This is a genomic window from Thalassotalea sp. SU-HH00458 (assembly GCF_040362795.1).
Lineage (GTDB): Bacteria > Pseudomonadota > Gammaproteobacteria > Enterobacterales > Alteromonadaceae > Thalassotalea_H > Thalassotalea_H castellviae.
The window spans coordinates 200,313-217,374 of sequence record NZ_BAABWW010000001.1; the positions used below are offsets into that span (position 1 = coordinate 200,313).

Sequence of the window (17,062 nt, forward strand, 5' to 3'; positions counted from 1 at the left end):
CTTTATCAGCAATTATGAACGCAATTTTTTATTTACGATGGATTTTTTTGCGTAATACTTCAGCATACTAGGCACATCAATAATAAGCGCAATACCACCATCACTTGTAATTGTTGCACCAGCCATGCCAGGAGTGCCATGTAAAAGTCTATCTAAAGGTTTAATCACAACTTCTTCTTGACCAATTAAGCTATCAACAACAAAACCGATTTGTTGTGCGCCTAACTGAACAATAACAACATGCCCTTTATCTTTAGGTTTATCATCACAGCCTTTCACTAACCATTGATCTAAATAAAACAATGGAATAGCTTTTTCTCGAACAATAATGGTTAATTGACCATCAACTAAATTAGTATTGGTTAAATCTAAATGGAATATTTCATTCACTCCAGCGAGCGGTAAAGCAAAAGTTTGCTCGCCAACAACCACCATCAAAGTAGGTAAAATCGCTAATGTTAATGGAACTTTAATCTCTAAAACCGTACCTACACCCATTTCAGAGTCAATATTTACAGTACCGTTTAATTGGGTGATTTTTGTTTTAACCACATCCATACCAACGCCACGACCAGAAACTTCTGAAATTTCTGTTTTCGTTGAAAAGCCAGGGGCAAAAATTAGATTAAACGCATCTGAGTCAGACATTCTATTGGCAGCATCGGCATCTAAAACGCCCCTTTCAATAGCAATTTCTTTTAATTTTTCAGCATTCATGCCGGCACCGTCATCTCTAATGGTTAATAAGATATGATCACCTTCCTGCGATGCTGATAACACAACTGTCCCTTCTCGAGGTTTACCAGTAGCTTCTCTTCGATCGGGCTCTTCAATACCATGATCAACAGAGTTTCTAACTAAATGCACTAATGGATCCGCTAAAGCCTCCACTAAGTTTTTATCTAAATCGGTTTCTTCGCCTTCGAGAATTAATTTAATTTCTTTATTTAAACTTCTCGCTAAATCACGTACAACGCGCGGAAAACGTCCAAAGACCTTTTTAATCGGTTGCATACGAGTTTTCATTACAGCCCCTTGAAGGTCTGTAGTAACGGCATCTAAATTGGAAACCGCTTTGGTTAAGTCTTCGTCTTCTTTGGTCATTCCTAAACTAGTTAAGCGATTTCTCACTAACACTAGTTCACCTACCATATTCATAATTTGGTCTAGACGTTGAGTATCAACACGAACCGTTGTTTCGCCCTGTGGTGCAGCTGGAGCAGCTTTTTTATCTGCGGCTTTTTTAGCTGGCGCTTTTGCCGGAGCTGGTTTAGCTGCCGGAGCTGGTTTAGCGGCCGGAGCTGGTTTTGCTGCTGGGGTTGGTTTTGCTGCTACAGGTTTTTCAACTGGCTTAGGGGCAGATGGTTTTGTCGTATTTTGCGGAGCTTTACCTTGACCATGCAATTCATCAAGTAAGCTTTCAAATTCATCATCATCAATTTCATTAGAAGACTTTGCCGGCGTGTTTTTACTCTCAATATCAGGAGAAAATGCGCCTTGGCCATGTAATTCATCAAGTAAATTTTCAAACTCATCGTCTGAAATTTCATTACTATCGCTTGAAACTGGTGCAGGTTTTGCGGCAGAAGCGGTCGGAGAGCCACCATGTAATTCATCTAAAAGACGTTCAAATTCATCTTCACTCATTTCATCATTTGAGGAAGAGTCGGTTGCTGCTGGTGTTTCTACTTCTGCCACAGGTTCTGGCTCACTTGCAACTTCTGGCTCTGCACCTTCAGGTGTACTTAATCGATGCAATTCTGCAAGTAATTCTGCATCTGCGGCAACCAGTTCTTCTCTTGCTTGTACCAAAGCAAACATCTCATTAATCGTATCTAATGCTTGTAAAATAACATCCATTAAATCCGATGAAACTGAACGTTGACCATTGCGAAGCAAATCGAAAATATTTTCAGCACCATGACAAACATCGACAAGTTCAGTTAAGGCTAAAAATCCCGCGCCACCTTTAACGGTATGAAATCCCCTAAAAATCGCATTAAGTAAATCGGCATTGTCAGGATCATTTTCTAGTTCTACAAGTTGCTCAGATAAACTTTCAAGTATTTCACCAGCTTCGATTAAAAAATCCTGAAGAATTTCTTCATCCGCTTCATAAGACATCCAGCAACTCCTATTAAAAACCTAAACTAGATAAAAGATCATCAACGTCATCTTGGTCAGCGACCACGTCATCTCTTTCTTTTGCATTAACAATTGGACCTTCAACTAGGTTCTCACCTACTTTAGGTTTAGCTGATTCATCAGCCTCACCAGAAGAAATACCAAAGGCTGTTAACATATTAATTAAACTATCTTCAACTTCTCTTACTAAGTCGATAACCTTACGAATCACTTGTCCGGTAAGATCTTGGAAATCTTGCGCCATTAATACATCGGTCATCAATGCATGCATATGTGCAGTATCGCGGTCTGTCGTTTTTAATAACGCATCTATGTCTTTACATAGCACTTTAAACTCGGTCACCGATAAATCATTGTTCATTAATTTATCCCAGAGCGGGTTCACTGCTTTAACTTGCGCTTGAATATTATCAACGACCGGAAAGATTGATTCTACGGCATCCATCGTTTTATTAGCCGCCTCTTCTGTGCGAGTAATAACGTAATTTAGTCGCTCTTTAGCATCTGGAATATCAGCATTAGCAAGATCGTTCAAGCGAGAATCAACTTGAAAATTCATAAGAGAATCATGAAGTTGTCGCGTTAACTTGCCTATTTCAGCAAATAATTCAGTGTTGATAGGATTCTGAATTTCAGCGATTAAGTCGTCCGCTTTATCTTGCTGCCCTGTTTCTATGTATTCAACAAGCATTTTCGCTTGTTCCAAAGAAACATGCACACCATTATCTTTACTCATGCAACATCCTTACCTGACAGAGAGTGCCAATTATCCTAAGCGTTCAAAAATTTTATCAAGCTTAGTTTTTAACGTTGCTGCGGTAAATGGTTTAACAATATAGCCATTAACACCCGCTTGGGCTGCCATAACAATCTGCTCTTTTTTCGCTTCAGCGGTTACCATCAATACAGGTATATGAAGTAACTTTTCATCAGCGCGAATCGCTTTGAGAAGGTCTATACCTTGCATTCCAGGCATGTTCCAATCAGTTACTACAAAATCAAATTCACCTTCTTTAAGCATAGGTAATGCAGTACTACCATCATCAGCTTCTTGAATGTTAGTGAACCCTAAATCACGCAATAAATTTTTAACTATACGTCTCATTGTTGAAAAATCATCAACAACAAGCACTTTCATATTTTTATCCAAGGCACCCTCCAGGGAGATCATTCAAAATTTTTAAATCTAAAAAACTACTGGTATATATTGTACTTAACTTTGCCAAGATTGCATACGAGCTTTTAATCTATGTAATGCTTGACTATGAATTTGACTAACTCTTGATTCACTCACATCGAGAACTTGGCCAATTTCGCGTAAATTCAATTCTTCATCATAGTATAGTGACAGTACTAAAGCTTCTCTCTCGGGTAAAGTAGTAATGCATTCAGAAAGCGCTTTTTTAAAGATAATTTGTTCTATGTCCTCATAGGGGTCATGATTGTTTTTATCTTCAAATGATTGAATGACATCTTCACTCACGCCGAGGTCATCAATTCCTATTATTTTACCCGAACTTACCTCACTAAGAATATGATGGTACTCATTGAGCGAAATATCAAGTTTTTCAGCAACTTCAATATCTGTTACATCACGACCAAGTTGTGCTTCTAAGGCTTTTATCGCTTCACTCACCATTCGGCTATTTTTATGAACCGAACGAGGAGTCCAGTCACCGCGGCGTATTTCATCTAACATGGCACCGCGGATCCGTATACCAGCGAAAGTTTCAAAGCTTGCGCCTTTGCTAGAATCGAAATTATTTGCCGCTTCAAGTAAGCCAATCATGCCTGACTGAATAAGGTCATCAACGATGACACTAGAGGGGAGTCTTGCCAATAAGTGATAGGCAATACGTTTGACTAAAACGGTATGCTGTTCAAGCAATGCGCTTTTATCAATGTGAACATTATAAGTATTAGCTTTTACCAAAGTAGTCTACTCTTTTGACTAGTTTTCTAATAACTGCTCAATGAAAAATTCAAGATGGCCAGATGGGTGATGGGGAATTGGCCATTTAGTAATTTTACTCGCTAATGCTTTAAAGGCTTTAGCGGCAGGTGAGTCTGGAAACGCCTCAACAATTGCTTGCTGCTTTCTTACTGATTTTCTGATATTTTCATCGAAAGGGATTACGCCAACTAAATCCAAAGCGACATCTAAAAATCGGTCAGATACCTTGGAAAGTTTAGCAAAAAGTTGTTGGCCTTCTTTTGGACTTCTCACCATATTTGCCACAACTTTAAATTTAAAGACATCGTGATCACGACTAAGTAGTTTCATTAATGCGTAACAGTCAGTGATTGACGTTGGTTCATCACACACCACCAATAATACATCTTGTGCGGCACGAGTAAAACTTAGCACCATATCTGATATACCTGCTGCGGTATCAACAACTAACACGTCAAATTGCGTTCGCATATCACTAAAAGCACGAATTAAACCAGCGTGTTCTGACGGGGTTAAATCCACCATAGATTGAGTGCCCGAGGTAGCAGGAATAATATTGATTCCAGCAGGGCCTTTTAAAATAATATCATCAAGCTCACATTCACCTGATAATACATGTGAGAGATTACGTTGAACTCTTAAACCTAGCATTACATCGACATTGGCGAGGCCTAAATCAGCATCTAAGACTAAAACCCTTTTCCCCAATTGCGCCATGGCAATTGACGTATTTAATGAAACATTGGTTTTGCCTACCCCACCTTTACCACCAGAAACTGCTATGACTTTTATTTGATGATTTTCTTGCATTTTTCGTAAGCCACTCGCCTGATCTATCATTAATTTTTTTCTCTATTTTGCTCAATATCTGCGTCGATATTGTTTACATACTCACTGCATGACTTGTTGGCATTGGCCGCCATGAATTTTGGCAATTTACTTTTGTTGCTAATCTATCTGCAAGCGTAACTAACTTTTCAGCATTTGCAACTTTAATATCTTCAGGAACTCTTTGTCCATCAGTAAGATAACCTATTGCTAATCCATTTTGAATAGAAGTTGCAATGATTTCGCCAATACTTAGACTTTCATCAAGTTTAGTATAAATAGCACCCGCTAATGGTACTTTTTTAAATCGTTCCACATTTTCTTGCATCACACGCTGTTGCGTATTCGCAGCCAGCACTAAATAATTACGAATTCTAACACGAGAATTTGCCATTAATGCGGTTAAATGTTCAGAAAGACGCATATCTCGTTGCCCCATTCCTGCAGTATCAATTAAAACTAGTTTTTTATCAGCATATTGCTCTAATAGAGTATCTAACGCTTTTGCATCTTTAGCTAGCTTTACTTGGCAACCAATAATACGTCCGTAAGTAGAAAGTTGTTCAAAACCGGCAATTCGGTAACTGTCTGTTGAGATCATAGCCACTTTGTCCGCGCCATGAATTTGAGCAAATCTTGCCGCTAATTTAGCGATAGTGGTGGTTTTACCCACCCCCGTAGGTCCCACTAATGAAACCACGCCACCACGATGAATAATATCATTGTTAGTGGTGTTTAATTGTTGAGCTAATAATTCTTTCGCCGTCTCCCACGCTTGTTCTTCATTATTGTGAACAGGAATTGCGCTTGAGATTTGATCCGCAACTTGATCATTAATGCCAATATTTAATAAACGGTTGACCATCAAGGCTTTGCAAGGATCTTTTTTCGCCATATCTTGCCACATTAACCCTGATACTTGGTGCTCAAGTAATTCTCTGATAGACGCCATTTCTTTACGCATCTTTTCAACTTCTTCCGACGCGCCAATATCTACACGATTATTTTTACTTGATGGACTGATCCCTGACGCTTGATGATTTTCTAAGGGTTCATTAGCCTGTTGTTCATTTTGGGTAAAATTATGTTGATTGTTTACAGGTTCGCTAGTGATCTGTTTTTCTGAATTATTGGATGTATAAAGCGAACCTTGTTCCAATCTATCAGTGAAACTTTTTAGCTGTTGTTCTATGTCTTGTTGCGCGAGGTTAGATTGAGGCTTTGCTTGTTGACTAGCTTGTTCACGTTGTACTTTACGTTGAAGCAATGCCGATAAACTATCAACACCCCCTGCAGAGTTTTGTTCGTTAGGTATAGGCTGTTTTAAATTTTTACTAGACGACAGTGACACCACGTCATTTTCAACATCTCTTGATTCCATGGATGCCTGAGTAGAAGTACTTTCTTGATTGTTAGCCTTTTCGCTTGCAGGTGCTGGGGTTTGCTGACTGTAATCAACTGCCGCCATTAATTCGACACCTTCAGGAATTTTTTTATTTGACATAATGACGGCATCAACACCTAATTCGTGTTTGATTTGTTCTAATGCCGTTCTCATATCTTTTGCTACAAAACGTCTAATTTTCACGAAAAACCCCTTACCGAATACTTAACGGCTATAGTCATTTACCAATACTTTTGCTTTACAGGTGATTACTGGCCAATCGAACTAACAATCTTGATTTGCTTGTCATCTGGTATTTCCTGATAAGAGATAACTCTTAAACTAGGAATAGTATATTTAACAAACTTAGCTAAGACCGTTCTTAAAATTCCTGAGGTCAACAATATTGGGGTATTTCCTGCCAATTCTTGTTGTTGTGCTCCGTCAGTTAAAGAGGTTTGTAGTCGTTCAGCTAAGCCTGGTTCAATACCGGCGCCATCATCACCTGCCATTTGCATTGACTGGTGCAACATTTGTTCCAACTCTGGTGACAAAGTTATGACAGGCACTTCAACATCAGGACCCACTAACTCTTGAACGATAAATTTACGTAAAGTAATTCGCACGGCAGCGGTTAATACTTCTGGATCTTGACTCTTACCTCCGTATTCAACAAGGGTTTGAATAATGCTTCTCATATCACGAATTGCAACACCTTCATTCATTAAGTTTTGTAACACTTTAACTATAGTGCCTAAACTTAAGATATCCGGAATTAATCCTTCGACTAATTTAGGGTAATTTTTCCCTAAAATATCTAAAATATTTTGTACTTCTTCATGCCCTAATAATTGTGAAGCATTATTAGTGAGGATTTGACTTAAATGTGTCGCTAAGACAGTTGCAGAATCAACCACGGTATAACCAAGCGCTTGTGCTTGTTCACGTTGTGATTGCGTGATCCACACGGCGTCTAAACCAAAGGCGGGATCTTTCGTCGCAATCCCCTCTAATTTTCCATAAACCTGACCAGGATTAATCGCTAAATCATGATCATGTCTTATTTCCGCTTCCCCAACAGTGACGCCCATTAAGGAGATTTGATAGGTGTTAGGATCTAAATCTAAATTATCACGAATATGCACCGCGGGAACGAGGAAACCAAATTCTTGAGACAGTTTTTTCCTCACCCCTTTGATGCGATTAAGCAACTCACCACCTTGTGATTTATCTACTAATGGGATCAAGCGATATCCGATTTCCAAGCCAACTATATCAACATGGTTAACATCATCCCAACCTAAGTCTTTTACTTCCGCTTCTTGTTGCTTCGTTTCTATTTGAGCCGCTTCTTTTTGTTTTTCCAGATCTATAGCTTTTGCCGCTTTAAATTTACTACTGAAAAAAGCACCGCCGGCAATCAGAACTGCAAACAACAAAAAGGCAACATGTGGCATACCAGGCACTATTCCCATGATAAACATCACACTAGCAGCTATATATAAAGACTTTTCTTGACCTAGTTGTCCACTCACTTGCGAGCCCATGTCTTCACTCGTATTTTGTCGAGTCACAACAATCGCAGTACCAACAGACAACAATAATCCCGGAATTTGGGCGACTAAGCCATCACCTATGGTCAGTAACGTATAAATTTCCACCGCACTATCAAAATTCAAATCATGTTGGATCATGCCAATGACTAACCCACCAACAATATTGATAAAAAGAATTAAAATGCCAGCTATTGCATCCCCTTTAACAAATTTACTTGCACCATCCATCGAGCCATAAAAGTCCGCTTCATTGGTGATTTCAATACGACGCTCTCGCGCTTGATCCGCATTAATAAATCCTGCGTTTAAGTCAGCATCAATCGCCATTTGTTTGCCAGGCATTGCATCTAAGGTAAAACGGGCTGTTACTTCTGCAATTCTGCCAGCCCCTTTTGTCACAACAACAAAGTTGATAATGATCAGGATAATAAACACCACTAAACCAACCGCGTAGTTACCACCGATAACCACTGAGCCAAACGCCTCGATAACTTTACCTGCGGCATCGGGACCTTCATGCCCTTCTAATAAAACAACACGGGTACTAGCAACATTTAAAGCCAGTCGTAAGATAGTCGCGATCAATAATACCGCTGGAAATGAGCCAAACTCTAAAGGTTTAAGGGTGTAAACTGTAATTAATAACACCACTAAAGATAACGCGATATTAAAAGAAAAAAGAATATCGAGTAAAAAAGCCGGCATAGGTAAAATCACCATACCTAAGGTCGCCATGACTAATAACGGTGTTCCCAGCCCTGACAGAAAGCTAAACTTTTTTTGTTTTATTTGATTTAAATGAGCGACTAGTTGCATTTAATTACATGATAAATTTTTGACACATACCTTGGCAGAGCAATAGTTATACCAAAAGTAACGGGAAGAGTTAAAAGCTTATCGTAGTAAGAAATTAATATTTGAAATCGTCTGGGATCGGTAGGTTTTTAGCAAGCGGAATGGGTCTATTCGCTTTGCCTCTTTTATGCGCATTTAATTGAAAAATAAAAGCAAGTACTTGAGCAACTGCGCCAAACAATTCTTCAGGAATGTCCTCATTCACCTCAGCGGTATAATACAAGGAACGAGCAAGTGCTGGCGATGCTATAATTTCAACGCCATGCTCTTTGGCAATGGTACGAATATGAATTGCCATTTCATCCACACCTTTCGCCACTAACTGCGGCGCCCCTCCTTGTTCAGCATCATATTTTAAAGCTACGGAAAAATGCGTAGGGTTAGTGATCACAACATCAGAATTAGGGACTTCAGCCATCATACGACGTTGCGACAATTCATATTGAGTACGCTTGATCCTACCTTTGTTTTCTGGGCTACCTTCCGAGCTTTTATGTTCGTCTTTCACTTCTTGTTTAGACATTTTTAGCTCTTTATTATGAGACCAAGTTTGATATGGCGCATCAACAATGACGATTATCACCAAAGACAATGCAAGCGCTAAAAACATCCAAAGTAATAAATCGACTGCATGTGCAAAATTAAATGGAATAGCCTCAATACTTAAAGATAATATTTGTTCAAATAAACTCGTTAACAGCAAATAGGCCGAGAAAAAAACAACAAAAAATTTCAATAATGATTTAAATAATTCAACATAGGCTTTTAGGCCAAACATCCTTTTAAAACCAGCAATGGGAGACATTCGACTGGCTTTTGGTGACATGGCTTCCCATGACCAACTAATACCACCTAGCATAGTATTTCCAATAAAACCCGCCAGCATTACAATGGCAAAAATCCACGCCAACGGGGTAAAAATTAAAGAAACATTTTTTCTCACTTCGCCAAATAACGCATTGACATCCATGATTTCTTCACGGGTCAAACTAAATTGATTTTTCATGACATGTGAAAGGCTTTCAACCAGCGAATCCCCCATTAGCATCAAAGAAATGGCGCTGCCAACTAACACAAACATAGTACCGAGATCTTTAGAGCGAGCTATCTGGCCTTTTTTCCTCGCATCGGCCATTTTTTTCGCGGTGGGTTCTTCGGTTTTTTCACCACTATCAGACTCGGCCATTACGGTGCCTCACAATCAATAAGGTAACAGCTAAAATCAAGCGCTCGCTGCCACTGAGCTTCAAAATGGGTCAGAAAATTCCCCATAGTCAACCACATAATTAATAAGCCTGAACACATAGTGATGGGAAAACCAATAGCAAAAATATTCAGTTGTGGTGCGGCTCTTGTCATAATACCAAATGAAAAGTTAATCAATAACATGGCCGTCAGTGGTGCCATAGATAAAGAAAGTGCGGTGGCAAACATCCAGCCGCCCCATTCAACCAACTCTTTAAACTTCATCGAGTTAAAACTTTCCATGGGAATAGGCATAGTTTCAAAACTAGCAACAACAAAATGCAAGTAAGCAAGATGACCATCCATCACCCAAAAAAGTAAGGTTGAAAGGATCAGAAAAAATTGACCAACAGCGGGAACATTCATACCACTGGCAGGATCGACCAAAGACGCAAAACCTAAACCAGTTTGCATGGCGATAATTTGGCCAGCCATGGTAAATGTATTCACCACCATAATGGTCATTAACCCCAACATGACACCAATAATGGTTTGTTCAGCAACTAATATCACCGTCTGAAAAGAAAATAAGGCTTCAATACTGGTTGGCGGAATAGCTGGCATAATAGCGACAGTGATCGCAATCGACAGATAAATTTTGATATTACGAGGGATTGCTTTCGCACCAAAGCCCATCATCGACATAATTAATGCTGAAACACGCGATAACGGCAGTAAAAAATCAGCGAGATATTGGTTGATAACGGCTTCTGAAAATTCCATCAGCTAAGTTCACTTCTCAACTTACAACACTAGGAATGCTCGAGATTAATCGTATGGCATAATCCATCAACTTTTGAACTAACCAATGTCCTCCTAGTATTAAGGCTAATAAGGTAACGATTAAACGAGGTAAAAAACTTAAGGTTTGCTCGTTAATTGAAGTGGCAGCTTGAAAGACGGCAACAATTAAACCAACAATTAAACTCGGCACTATCACGGCACTAACTAATACTATGACTAAGAAAAGTGCATCCCGTAGAATATCAACAAAGACCTCTGGGCTCATTACGTGACTCCCATACCGTAACTGGTTGCAATTGTGCCAATCACGAGGTTCCAACCGTCAATTAACACAAATAGCATCAATTTAAACGGCAAAGAAACTATCATTGGGGATAACATCATCATCCCCATCGCCATCAAAATACTCGCGACCACCAGATCAATAATCAAAAAAGGAATAAATAACATAAAGCCAATTTGAAATGCCGTCTTTAATTCACTGATGACAAAGGCAGGAATGATCACTGTCATGGGTAAATCTGTTGGTTTATCCACACTAGTAATACCTGCCATTTGCGCCAAAGTATCTAAATCTTTTAACCGGGTTTGCTCTAGCATAAAAGCCCGCAGTGGTACTTTAGCTGAGTCGATTGCTTGAACAGACGTCATTTGATCCGCCAAATACGGCTGAATGGCGGTTTCATTAATTTTATTATATACCGGTGTCATAATAAAAAGTGTCATGAACAAAGTAAGGCCAATAATCACTTGGTTTGACGGCGTTTGTTGCAAGCCAAACGCTTGTCGTAATATGGACATTACCACGACAATTCGAGTGAACGAAGTCATCATAATGACCGCTGCAGGTATAAAGCCCAACGCGGTCATAAAGATCAATATTTGTAAGGTAACTGAGTATTCTTGTGAGCCATCAGGGTTTGTAGTGAGCTTTAAAGCTGACATGGATAAATCATCCGCAGCATGCGCTGAAGACAAAAACAAAAAGCTTACAATGACAATAAAGTAAACCAAATGAATTGGCGTAATATTTTTGCTGTTAACGCTTTTTGGGAATACTTTATTTAACATAATGATGATTAGCCCTAGTTACTAGACACTCGATGAAGCATTATTTTCTGCTTGTTTATTGGCAGTATTTTTTTGCGGGGAAGGTTGTTCTGTTGTTTGACTACCTGCTTTTTTGGCCATAAACCGATTCAATGTTTGACTTAAATCAGAAGTAATCGGAGTGTTGATTGCCAACGGTTTATCTAACGTTTTTATTAAATTAATTTGCTGGCTACTAACGCCTAACAATAATTGTTCTTCTGCAATTTGAACAACGACTAACTTTTCTTTATGTCCTAAAGGCAAACTTGAGATCACTTGCATGCCTGATACCGATTTATTCGCGAGATTAAACTTTTTCAATACCCACGCACTTATGACAATTAACGCTAATACCATAAGTAAAGAAAGCACCATACTCATAGCATCCAAATTAGGATTCGCGTGTTTACCAACCTCAACCGTTTCTTCTTGCGCAAAAACATTCATAGAAGCGGCCAAAAGAGTAAACAAGGTTATTTTAAATTGAGTACGTTTAATCGCCAACCCCTTCATAATTATTGATGCTATTAGCTGAATTTAACACGTTTACTTAAGCTTTTTAATGCGTTCAATTTGACTGATCACGTCAGTTAATCGAATACCAAACTTATCGTTCACAACAACCACTTCGCCATGGGCGATTAACGTGCCGTTAACCATTACATCTAATGCTTCACCCGCGACTCTGTCAAGCTCAACCACAGAACCTTGGTTTAACTGTAATAAATTACGAATACTAATATGACTTCGGCCCACTTCCATTGAGATAGTGACAGGAATATCGAGTATCGCATCTAATTTACGTTTTTCATCGCCTGTAATAGGAACATCTTCATCTTGAAGTTCGTCAAGTTCAACAGTTTCTGCTTCAGCATCAGCCTGTTCATCCATCGCTTCATCCCACATGCTTAGATCTTCGTTTTCTTCATCACTCATGCTTTTGCCTCTCTAATACTCTAAATCATCTTCTAAAAGATGTAACTCTGCGTCACTGTCTAATCGTTTACCACCTTTCGTTAAGATAGTAAGTTCGTTTTTAACAGACTCAGGACGTTTAATTTTTTCTTGAATTTGTAATGCCACATGGTCACGACTTCGACCAAGTTTCGCTCTAAAGCTCGGCAAGTCTTCAATTAATACCGTGATATGTTCCGGCATTTCTATGGGGATAATATCACCAGCTTCTAAGCTCATGACTTTCGTTAACGGAATATCGACTTCTAAGAATTTTGTCGACAACTCAACCGGTACATCTAAAATTTCATCACGTAGCGCCTTAGACCAACGCATATCTGTGTCTTCTTTATCACTTTGTACACCAGCATCAAGCAATTCACGAATAGGCTCTAACATAGAATATGGCAAGGCAACATGGAAATCTCCGCCACCACCATCGAGTTCAATATGAAAAGAACTGATCACGACAACTTCTGTTGGACTGACAATATTCGCCATCGAAGGGTTAACTTCAGAATCAAGGTATTCAAAAGACACATCCATTACCGGCGACCATGCTTCTTTATAATCCTCAAAAATGAGTTTTAATAACATTTGAATAATACGACGTTCAGTAGGAGTAAATTCACGGCCTTCAATTTTAGCGTGATAACGACCATCCCCACCAAAAAAGTTATCCACTAAAATAAACACTAAACGGGCTTCCATAGTAATAAGCCCCGTACCTTTTAATGGTCTAAATCGCACCATATTCAAACTTGTAGGTACAAATAAGGTGTGAACATACTCACCAAATTTGATCATTTGAATACCATTGATAGATACTTCTGCCGTTCTGCGCATCATGTTAAACAAGCTAATTCGCATATGACGAGCAAAACGTTCATTAACCATTTCAAGCGTAGGCATACGACCACGCACAATACGATCTTGTGAAGAAAAGTCATAGTCACTGGTACCTTGCTCTTCAGCAAAGTCCTCTACTATTTCTTCTTCTTCAACTTCATCAACGCCATGCAGTAGTGCGTCAATTTCGTCTTGCGATAATAAGTCACTCACTCGATTTCTCTTTATTAACTCGTTTAAATGATTAAATGTTCAACGTTATAAATGCGTATTAGCTGCTGGTTTGCTATTGCATAACAAAGCCAGTAAACAATACTTTCTCAACGATGTTACTTCCTTCAACGTCAGTCATAATTTTATGAACTTCTGCTAAAGACTTTTGCTTTAATGATGTTTTACCTGCACTGGTAGCTAGATCATCAGCGTTTGATTGTGAAAAAACAGCAAGCAACGTACTTTCTATCAGTGGCACATGCTTTTTCGCAGCTTCTTCATTATCTGCGCCACGAACTAACAATTGAACTCTAATTTCGACAAATCTATCTCGCGCTGATCCTGGAACATTAAACCGAAAAGGTCTTGGCATTGGTACATATAACGCTGTACCTATACTTGCTCCAGACGGCGCAGAAGCAGCACCATCCGCTGAAGCTTCACTGCCGGAATTTAAGGCTGCATCTAACTCTGCTTGGCTAACTTCGGGTTCTCCGCCTAAAAATAAAAAGGCCCCACCACCTATGGCTAATAACGCGACTACGGCACCAATAATGATTAGTTTTTTCTTTTTGCCAGAATTGTCTAATTCTAATTCTTTATCTTTTTCTTCATCTGCCATGAACAATCCTTAACGTTTTGATACTTTAATATCTCAACTATATCCTTGATTAAGCTAAGTGAAAACGCTTTTCTGAAATTATGCGTAGTAATCAACACCACTTGCTGAAGCTTTATACAAATTTGCTGCGGACAAGGTTAATTCTTCAACATCAGTGTCTTGTCCAGCCATCGCATCTTTTGCGCTTTGGCCTTGAGCGGTTTCTTCGCCTTCATTGGCTTGTTGATTTCTTTGTTCTATATTCGCATCACCAACATCAACGCCAGTTTGCGCTAACATATCTTTAAGCTTATCGATATTTTGTTCTAATGCTTCTTTCGCTTGTTGATTTTGTACAACAAAATTGACCGCGGCTTGTTCGTTCTGCAAATTCAATTTTACATGCATGCTACCTAATTCAGGTGGATCAAGTCGAATTTCTAGTTGTCTAATTTTTTGATTAATCATCACCATCACTTTGTCTTTTACGGCATCGACAAAGTCTTTTCGATTAATAGAAATAGTTTCCGCTTGGATATTAAAGGCTGATTTAGCCGACTGAACAGAAATTGAATCAGCGGTGGCTTTAACAATACTGCTCTGAATCGCTTGCTCTTCTGCATAATGTAAACTTTGTTGTGATAAAACTTGATGATGAGAAGTTTCTCTTACTTGCGATTGCACCGCACTTTTTTCCGCCATATTCGCGGTTGTTTTTTCATCAACATCAATTTCAAATGCTTGCTTTGCAGCTACTTGTTGTGTTTCTTTAGTAAATTCTGCGTCACTTTTTTCTAACGGTTGCTGTGACATATGTTGCTGTTTGGTCGATTGTTCTTTTGACTGACCTTGTGAATCTGCTGTTTGATTATCAGCTAAAGAGCCACGATTGTTAATCGTTTGGCTAATCGCACGTTCAGCAGTTTGATCGCTTTTAGCGACATTTTTCACTTCTTCTTTGCTTATCTCTGAATCTTTGGTGACAACGGGAGTTACTCCTTGCGGCTCTGTTTGAACTTGACTCGTATCAACTTTGTCAGCCTTGCCTTTCGTCGCCGCGCTCTGCTCAGTTATCAATGTTTCTACGTTAGAATTTTTACTTGCCTTTGCATCTTTATTAATTGCTTGAGGAATTTCTTCATCCGCAACCTTCTCCTCAATTATGTTGGCATCAGTTGCTGCAACTTGCGCAGGGTTAACCGATGGACTTTTTAGTTTTTCATCGATTGCCGTGGCTACGCCATCAGTTGCCAGTGAGTTATCCACCCAAATAGCTTCTTTCACCGATTTTGCTGTTTGGGTTAAGGTTAAATTTTCCGCTGAGTTTATTTTATCGGCTGCAGTAATTGATGCGGCATTAGTTTTATCAAGCGTAACTTTTAATTCACTCGTCTCTTTCGACGTTTTTTCCGGTTCAGTTGTTATTTCACTGGTGTTGGTTTGATCGCTATTTGCTACTGTTTTATTGATGACCTCAGATGTTGTCGATGAAGATGATGCCACTTTACCTTCAAGATCATGCTTTTTATCGGTAAAGTCTGCTTTTATCCCAATAGTTTTGTCTGTTTGTGAACGGCCTTCTTGCGTTGCGTTAAATTTGCCATCAATCGTTTCTGTTGATACTTCATCTGAAGCCGCAATAAATGATAACAGTTGTTTGGCAATATCATCTGCCGTGTTTAAACGAGAAGAGGTATTCCCCTCAATCGCAGGCTTCTGCTCGATATTTTCTTCAATGTTTTCATCGACACTAAGTTGCGTTTGTTCTTTATTTTCGGCATCAGATAGATCTGATGTATCATCTTTTATTGGAGTTTTACTTTCTGAGCGAGTTGCTTTATCTGCTTTTGGCTCAGCACTTTTAGTTTCAGTATCCGTCAGCTTAGTTTGTTCGTCGGTCACCTCTTGATGACTTGCCTTGCCACTTTGCTGCGATTGTTTGCCGCTTTCTTGTTCTTGATGTTTAGCCATCATCGCTGAAAAGCTGGCAGATTGCTGCTCACCTTGATCTAAGTTTTTTGTTGAAACAGCAGTATTATCAACACTTTGAGCTAAATCGATCGCTAACAAATTAACTTGTGACATAAATCAACCTTTGAAAAAGTTATCCGAGAAAACATGTAAATTTTGTCTGTACTGGTACTACAAAGCAAAACCCGTTCCAATTAAGTAATCTGGCCTTACATATGTCGTCGAATAAATTGTTGTTGTGCGATTTCATCAAACATCTTTTGTTCTAGTTTGTTGGCTTTGACTTGCATCACTTTTAATTTTTTTGCTTTTAAATGCTCTACGGCTTGTACCTTTTGCCTTTGAGCCAACCATTGTGTTTTTCGTTGTGCCATTAATGATTTTGCTTGCTCAATAGCAATTTCAACCTGTTTTGCCGCATTATCCAGTTTGGCGACAAACGCATGAAAATGTCGATAAGTTGCACTATCAATCCCTTTTAATGATCGTTGATTTAATCGTTTCATATATTCCAAACGATAATCTCCCACATTTTGTAATCGCATCAGGTTATCTTGATAATCGTGCTCAGCCAATTGTAATTGTTGTGCAGCCTTGCGTTCTTTATCACTTTCATATTTATACAAGGTATCTAGTTGTTTCATTGACATAATTCACTCAACCTCTTTTTA

The 17,062-nt window shown here is 39.0% G+C and carries 17 protein-coding genes; all 17 read right to left on the minus strand.

What is annotated here, in order from left to right:
• Positions 1 to 12: 12 nt before the first annotated feature.
• Positions 13 to 2,124 (minus strand): chemotaxis protein CheA, encoded by a 2,112-nt coding sequence (locus tag ABXH06_RS00885; RefSeq protein WP_353516985.1) that lies wholly within the window; start codon positions 2,122 to 2,124, stop codon positions 13 to 15.
• Positions 2,125 to 2,137: 13 nt separating this feature from the next.
• A complete protein-coding gene (locus ABXH06_RS00890; protein WP_311577887.1) occupies positions 2,138 to 2,881 on the minus strand; it encodes a protein phosphatase CheZ in 744 nt (247 codons plus the stop codon).
• Between the two features lie 30 nt (positions 2,882 to 2,911).
• The gene (cheY, locus tag ABXH06_RS00895) at positions 2,912 to 3,295 is read right to left on the minus strand and encodes a chemotaxis response regulator CheY (protein WP_303448718.1); all 384 of its coding nucleotides are present in this window, start codon (positions 3,293 to 3,295) and stop codon (positions 2,912 to 2,914) included.
• 63 nt (positions 3,296 to 3,358) lie between these two features.
• Complete coding sequence (locus tag ABXH06_RS00900) at positions 3,359 to 4,078, minus strand: RNA polymerase sigma factor FliA (RefSeq protein WP_311577893.1); 720 nt, start codon at positions 4,076 to 4,078, stop codon at positions 3,359 to 3,361.
• An 18-nt stretch (positions 4,079 to 4,096) separates the two neighbouring features.
• Entirely contained in the window at positions 4,097 to 4,939 is an 843-nt protein-coding gene (locus tag ABXH06_RS00905) for a MinD/ParA family protein (RefSeq protein WP_311577896.1), read from the minus strand.
• Between the two features lie 43 nt (positions 4,940 to 4,982).
• A complete protein-coding gene (gene flhF / locus ABXH06_RS00910; protein WP_353516986.1) occupies positions 4,983 to 6,515 on the minus strand; it encodes a flagellar biosynthesis GTPase FlhF in 1,533 nt (510 codons plus the stop codon).
• Between the two features lie 65 nt (positions 6,516 to 6,580).
• Positions 6,581 to 8,683: a flagellar biosynthesis protein FlhA gene (gene flhA, locus ABXH06_RS00915; protein ID WP_311577901.1), complete on the minus strand. Its 2,103-nt coding sequence runs from the start codon at positions 8,681 to 8,683 to the stop codon at positions 6,581 to 6,583.
• A gap of 94 nt (positions 8,684 to 8,777) precedes the next feature.
• Positions 8,778 to 9,908 (minus strand): flagellar biosynthesis protein FlhB, encoded by a 1,131-nt coding sequence (flhB, locus tag ABXH06_RS00920; protein WP_311577904.1) that lies wholly within the window; start codon positions 9,906 to 9,908, stop codon positions 8,778 to 8,780.
• Positions 9,908 to 10,690, minus strand: a complete 783-nt coding sequence (gene fliR, locus ABXH06_RS00925) for a flagellar biosynthetic protein FliR (protein ID WP_353516987.1) — start codon at positions 10,688 to 10,690, stop codon at positions 9,908 to 9,910. Before fliR ends, flhB begins: the two co-directional genes overlap by 1 nt.
• 16 nt (positions 10,691 to 10,706) lie before the next feature.
• Positions 10,707 to 10,976 carry a flagellar biosynthesis protein FliQ gene (gene fliQ / locus ABXH06_RS00930; RefSeq protein ID WP_311577908.1) on the minus strand — a complete coding sequence of 90 codons (270 nt, stop codon included), beginning with the start codon at positions 10,974 to 10,976 and terminating at the stop codon, positions 10,707 to 10,709.
• A complete protein-coding gene (fliP, locus tag ABXH06_RS00935) occupies positions 10,976 to 11,656 on the minus strand; it encodes a flagellar type III secretion system pore protein FliP (protein WP_311578900.1) in 681 nt (226 codons plus the stop codon). Before fliP ends, fliQ begins: the two co-directional genes overlap by 1 nt.
• A gap of 147 nt (positions 11,657 to 11,803) precedes the next feature.
• Complete coding sequence (fliO, locus tag ABXH06_RS00940) at positions 11,804 to 12,316, minus strand: flagellar biosynthetic protein FliO (RefSeq protein WP_353516988.1); 513 nt, start codon at positions 12,314 to 12,316, stop codon at positions 11,804 to 11,806.
• Positions 12,317 to 12,349: 33 nt separating this feature from the next.
• Positions 12,350 to 12,739 carry a flagellar motor switch protein FliN gene (fliN, locus tag ABXH06_RS00945; RefSeq protein ID WP_311577912.1) on the minus strand — a complete coding sequence of 130 codons (390 nt, stop codon included), beginning with the start codon at positions 12,737 to 12,739 and terminating at the stop codon, positions 12,350 to 12,352.
• A 12-nt stretch (positions 12,740 to 12,751) separates the two neighbouring features.
• Positions 12,752 to 13,819 (minus strand): flagellar motor switch protein FliM, encoded by a 1,068-nt coding sequence (fliM, locus tag ABXH06_RS00950; protein ID WP_311577915.1) that lies wholly within the window; start codon positions 13,817 to 13,819, stop codon positions 12,752 to 12,754.
• A gap of 73 nt (positions 13,820 to 13,892) precedes the next feature.
• Entirely contained in the window at positions 13,893 to 14,441 is a 549-nt protein-coding gene (fliL, locus tag ABXH06_RS00955) for a flagellar basal body-associated protein FliL (RefSeq protein WP_311577917.1), read from the minus strand.
• Positions 14,442 to 14,519: 78 nt separating this feature from the next.
• On the minus strand, positions 14,520 to 16,505 hold the full coding sequence (locus tag ABXH06_RS00960; RefSeq protein ID WP_353516989.1) for a flagellar hook-length control protein FliK: 1,986 nt from the start codon (positions 16,503 to 16,505) through the stop codon (positions 14,520 to 14,522).
• A 95-nt stretch (positions 16,506 to 16,600) separates the two neighbouring features.
• On the minus strand, positions 16,601 to 17,041 hold the full coding sequence (fliJ, locus tag ABXH06_RS00965; protein ID WP_311577921.1) for a flagellar export protein FliJ: 441 nt from the start codon (positions 17,039 to 17,041) through the stop codon (positions 16,601 to 16,603).
• Positions 17,042 to 17,062 lie beyond the last annotated feature (21 nt).

Bases quoted from the DNA above. Each gene is read 5' to 3' on its own strand.
- ABXH06_RS00905 (WP_311577896.1), bottom strand. From the start codon at position 4,939: ATGATAGATCAGGCGAGTGGCTTACGAAAAATGCAAGAAAATCATCAA.
- flhA (WP_311577901.1), bottom strand. From the start codon at position 8,683: ATGCAACTAGTCGCTCATTTAAATCAAATAAAACAAAAAAAGTTTAGC.
- fliR (WP_353516987.1), bottom strand. From the start codon at position 10,690: ATGGAATTTTCAGAAGCCGTTATCAACCAATATCTCGCTGATTTTTTA.
- ABXH06_RS00960 (WP_353516989.1), bottom strand. From the start codon at position 16,505: ATGTCACAAGTTAATTTGTTAGCGATCGATTTAGCTCAAAGTGTTGAT.
- ABXH06_RS00890 (WP_311577887.1), bottom strand. From the start codon at position 2,881: ATGAGTAAAGATAATGGTGTGCATGTTTCTTTGGAACAAGCGAAAATG.
- fliQ (WP_311577908.1), bottom strand. From the start codon at position 10,976: ATGAGCCCAGAGGTCTTTGTTGATATTCTACGGGATGCACTTTTCTTA.
- fliL (WP_311577917.1), bottom strand. From the start codon at position 14,441: ATGGCAGATGAAGAAAAAGATAAAGAATTAGAATTAGACAATTCTGGC.
- fliO (WP_353516988.1), bottom strand. From the start codon at position 12,316: ATGAAGGGGTTGGCGATTAAACGTACTCAATTTAAAATAACCTTGTTT.
- fliP (WP_311578900.1), bottom strand. From the start codon at position 11,656: ATGTCAGCTTTAAAGCTCACTACAAACCCTGATGGCTCACAAGAATAC.
- ABXH06_RS00885 (WP_353516985.1), bottom strand. From the start codon at position 2,124: ATGTCTTATGAAGCGGATGAAGAAATTCTTCAGGATTTTTTAATCGAA.
- fliN (WP_311577912.1), bottom strand. From the start codon at position 12,739: ATGAGTGATGAAGAAAACGAAGATCTAAGCATGTGGGATGAAGCGATG.
- flhB (WP_311577904.1), bottom strand. From the start codon at position 9,908: ATGGCCGAGTCTGATAGTGGTGAAAAAACCGAAGAACCCACCGCGAAA.
- fliJ (WP_311577921.1), bottom strand. From the start codon at position 17,041: ATGTCAATGAAACAACTAGATACCTTGTATAAATATGAAAGTGATAAA.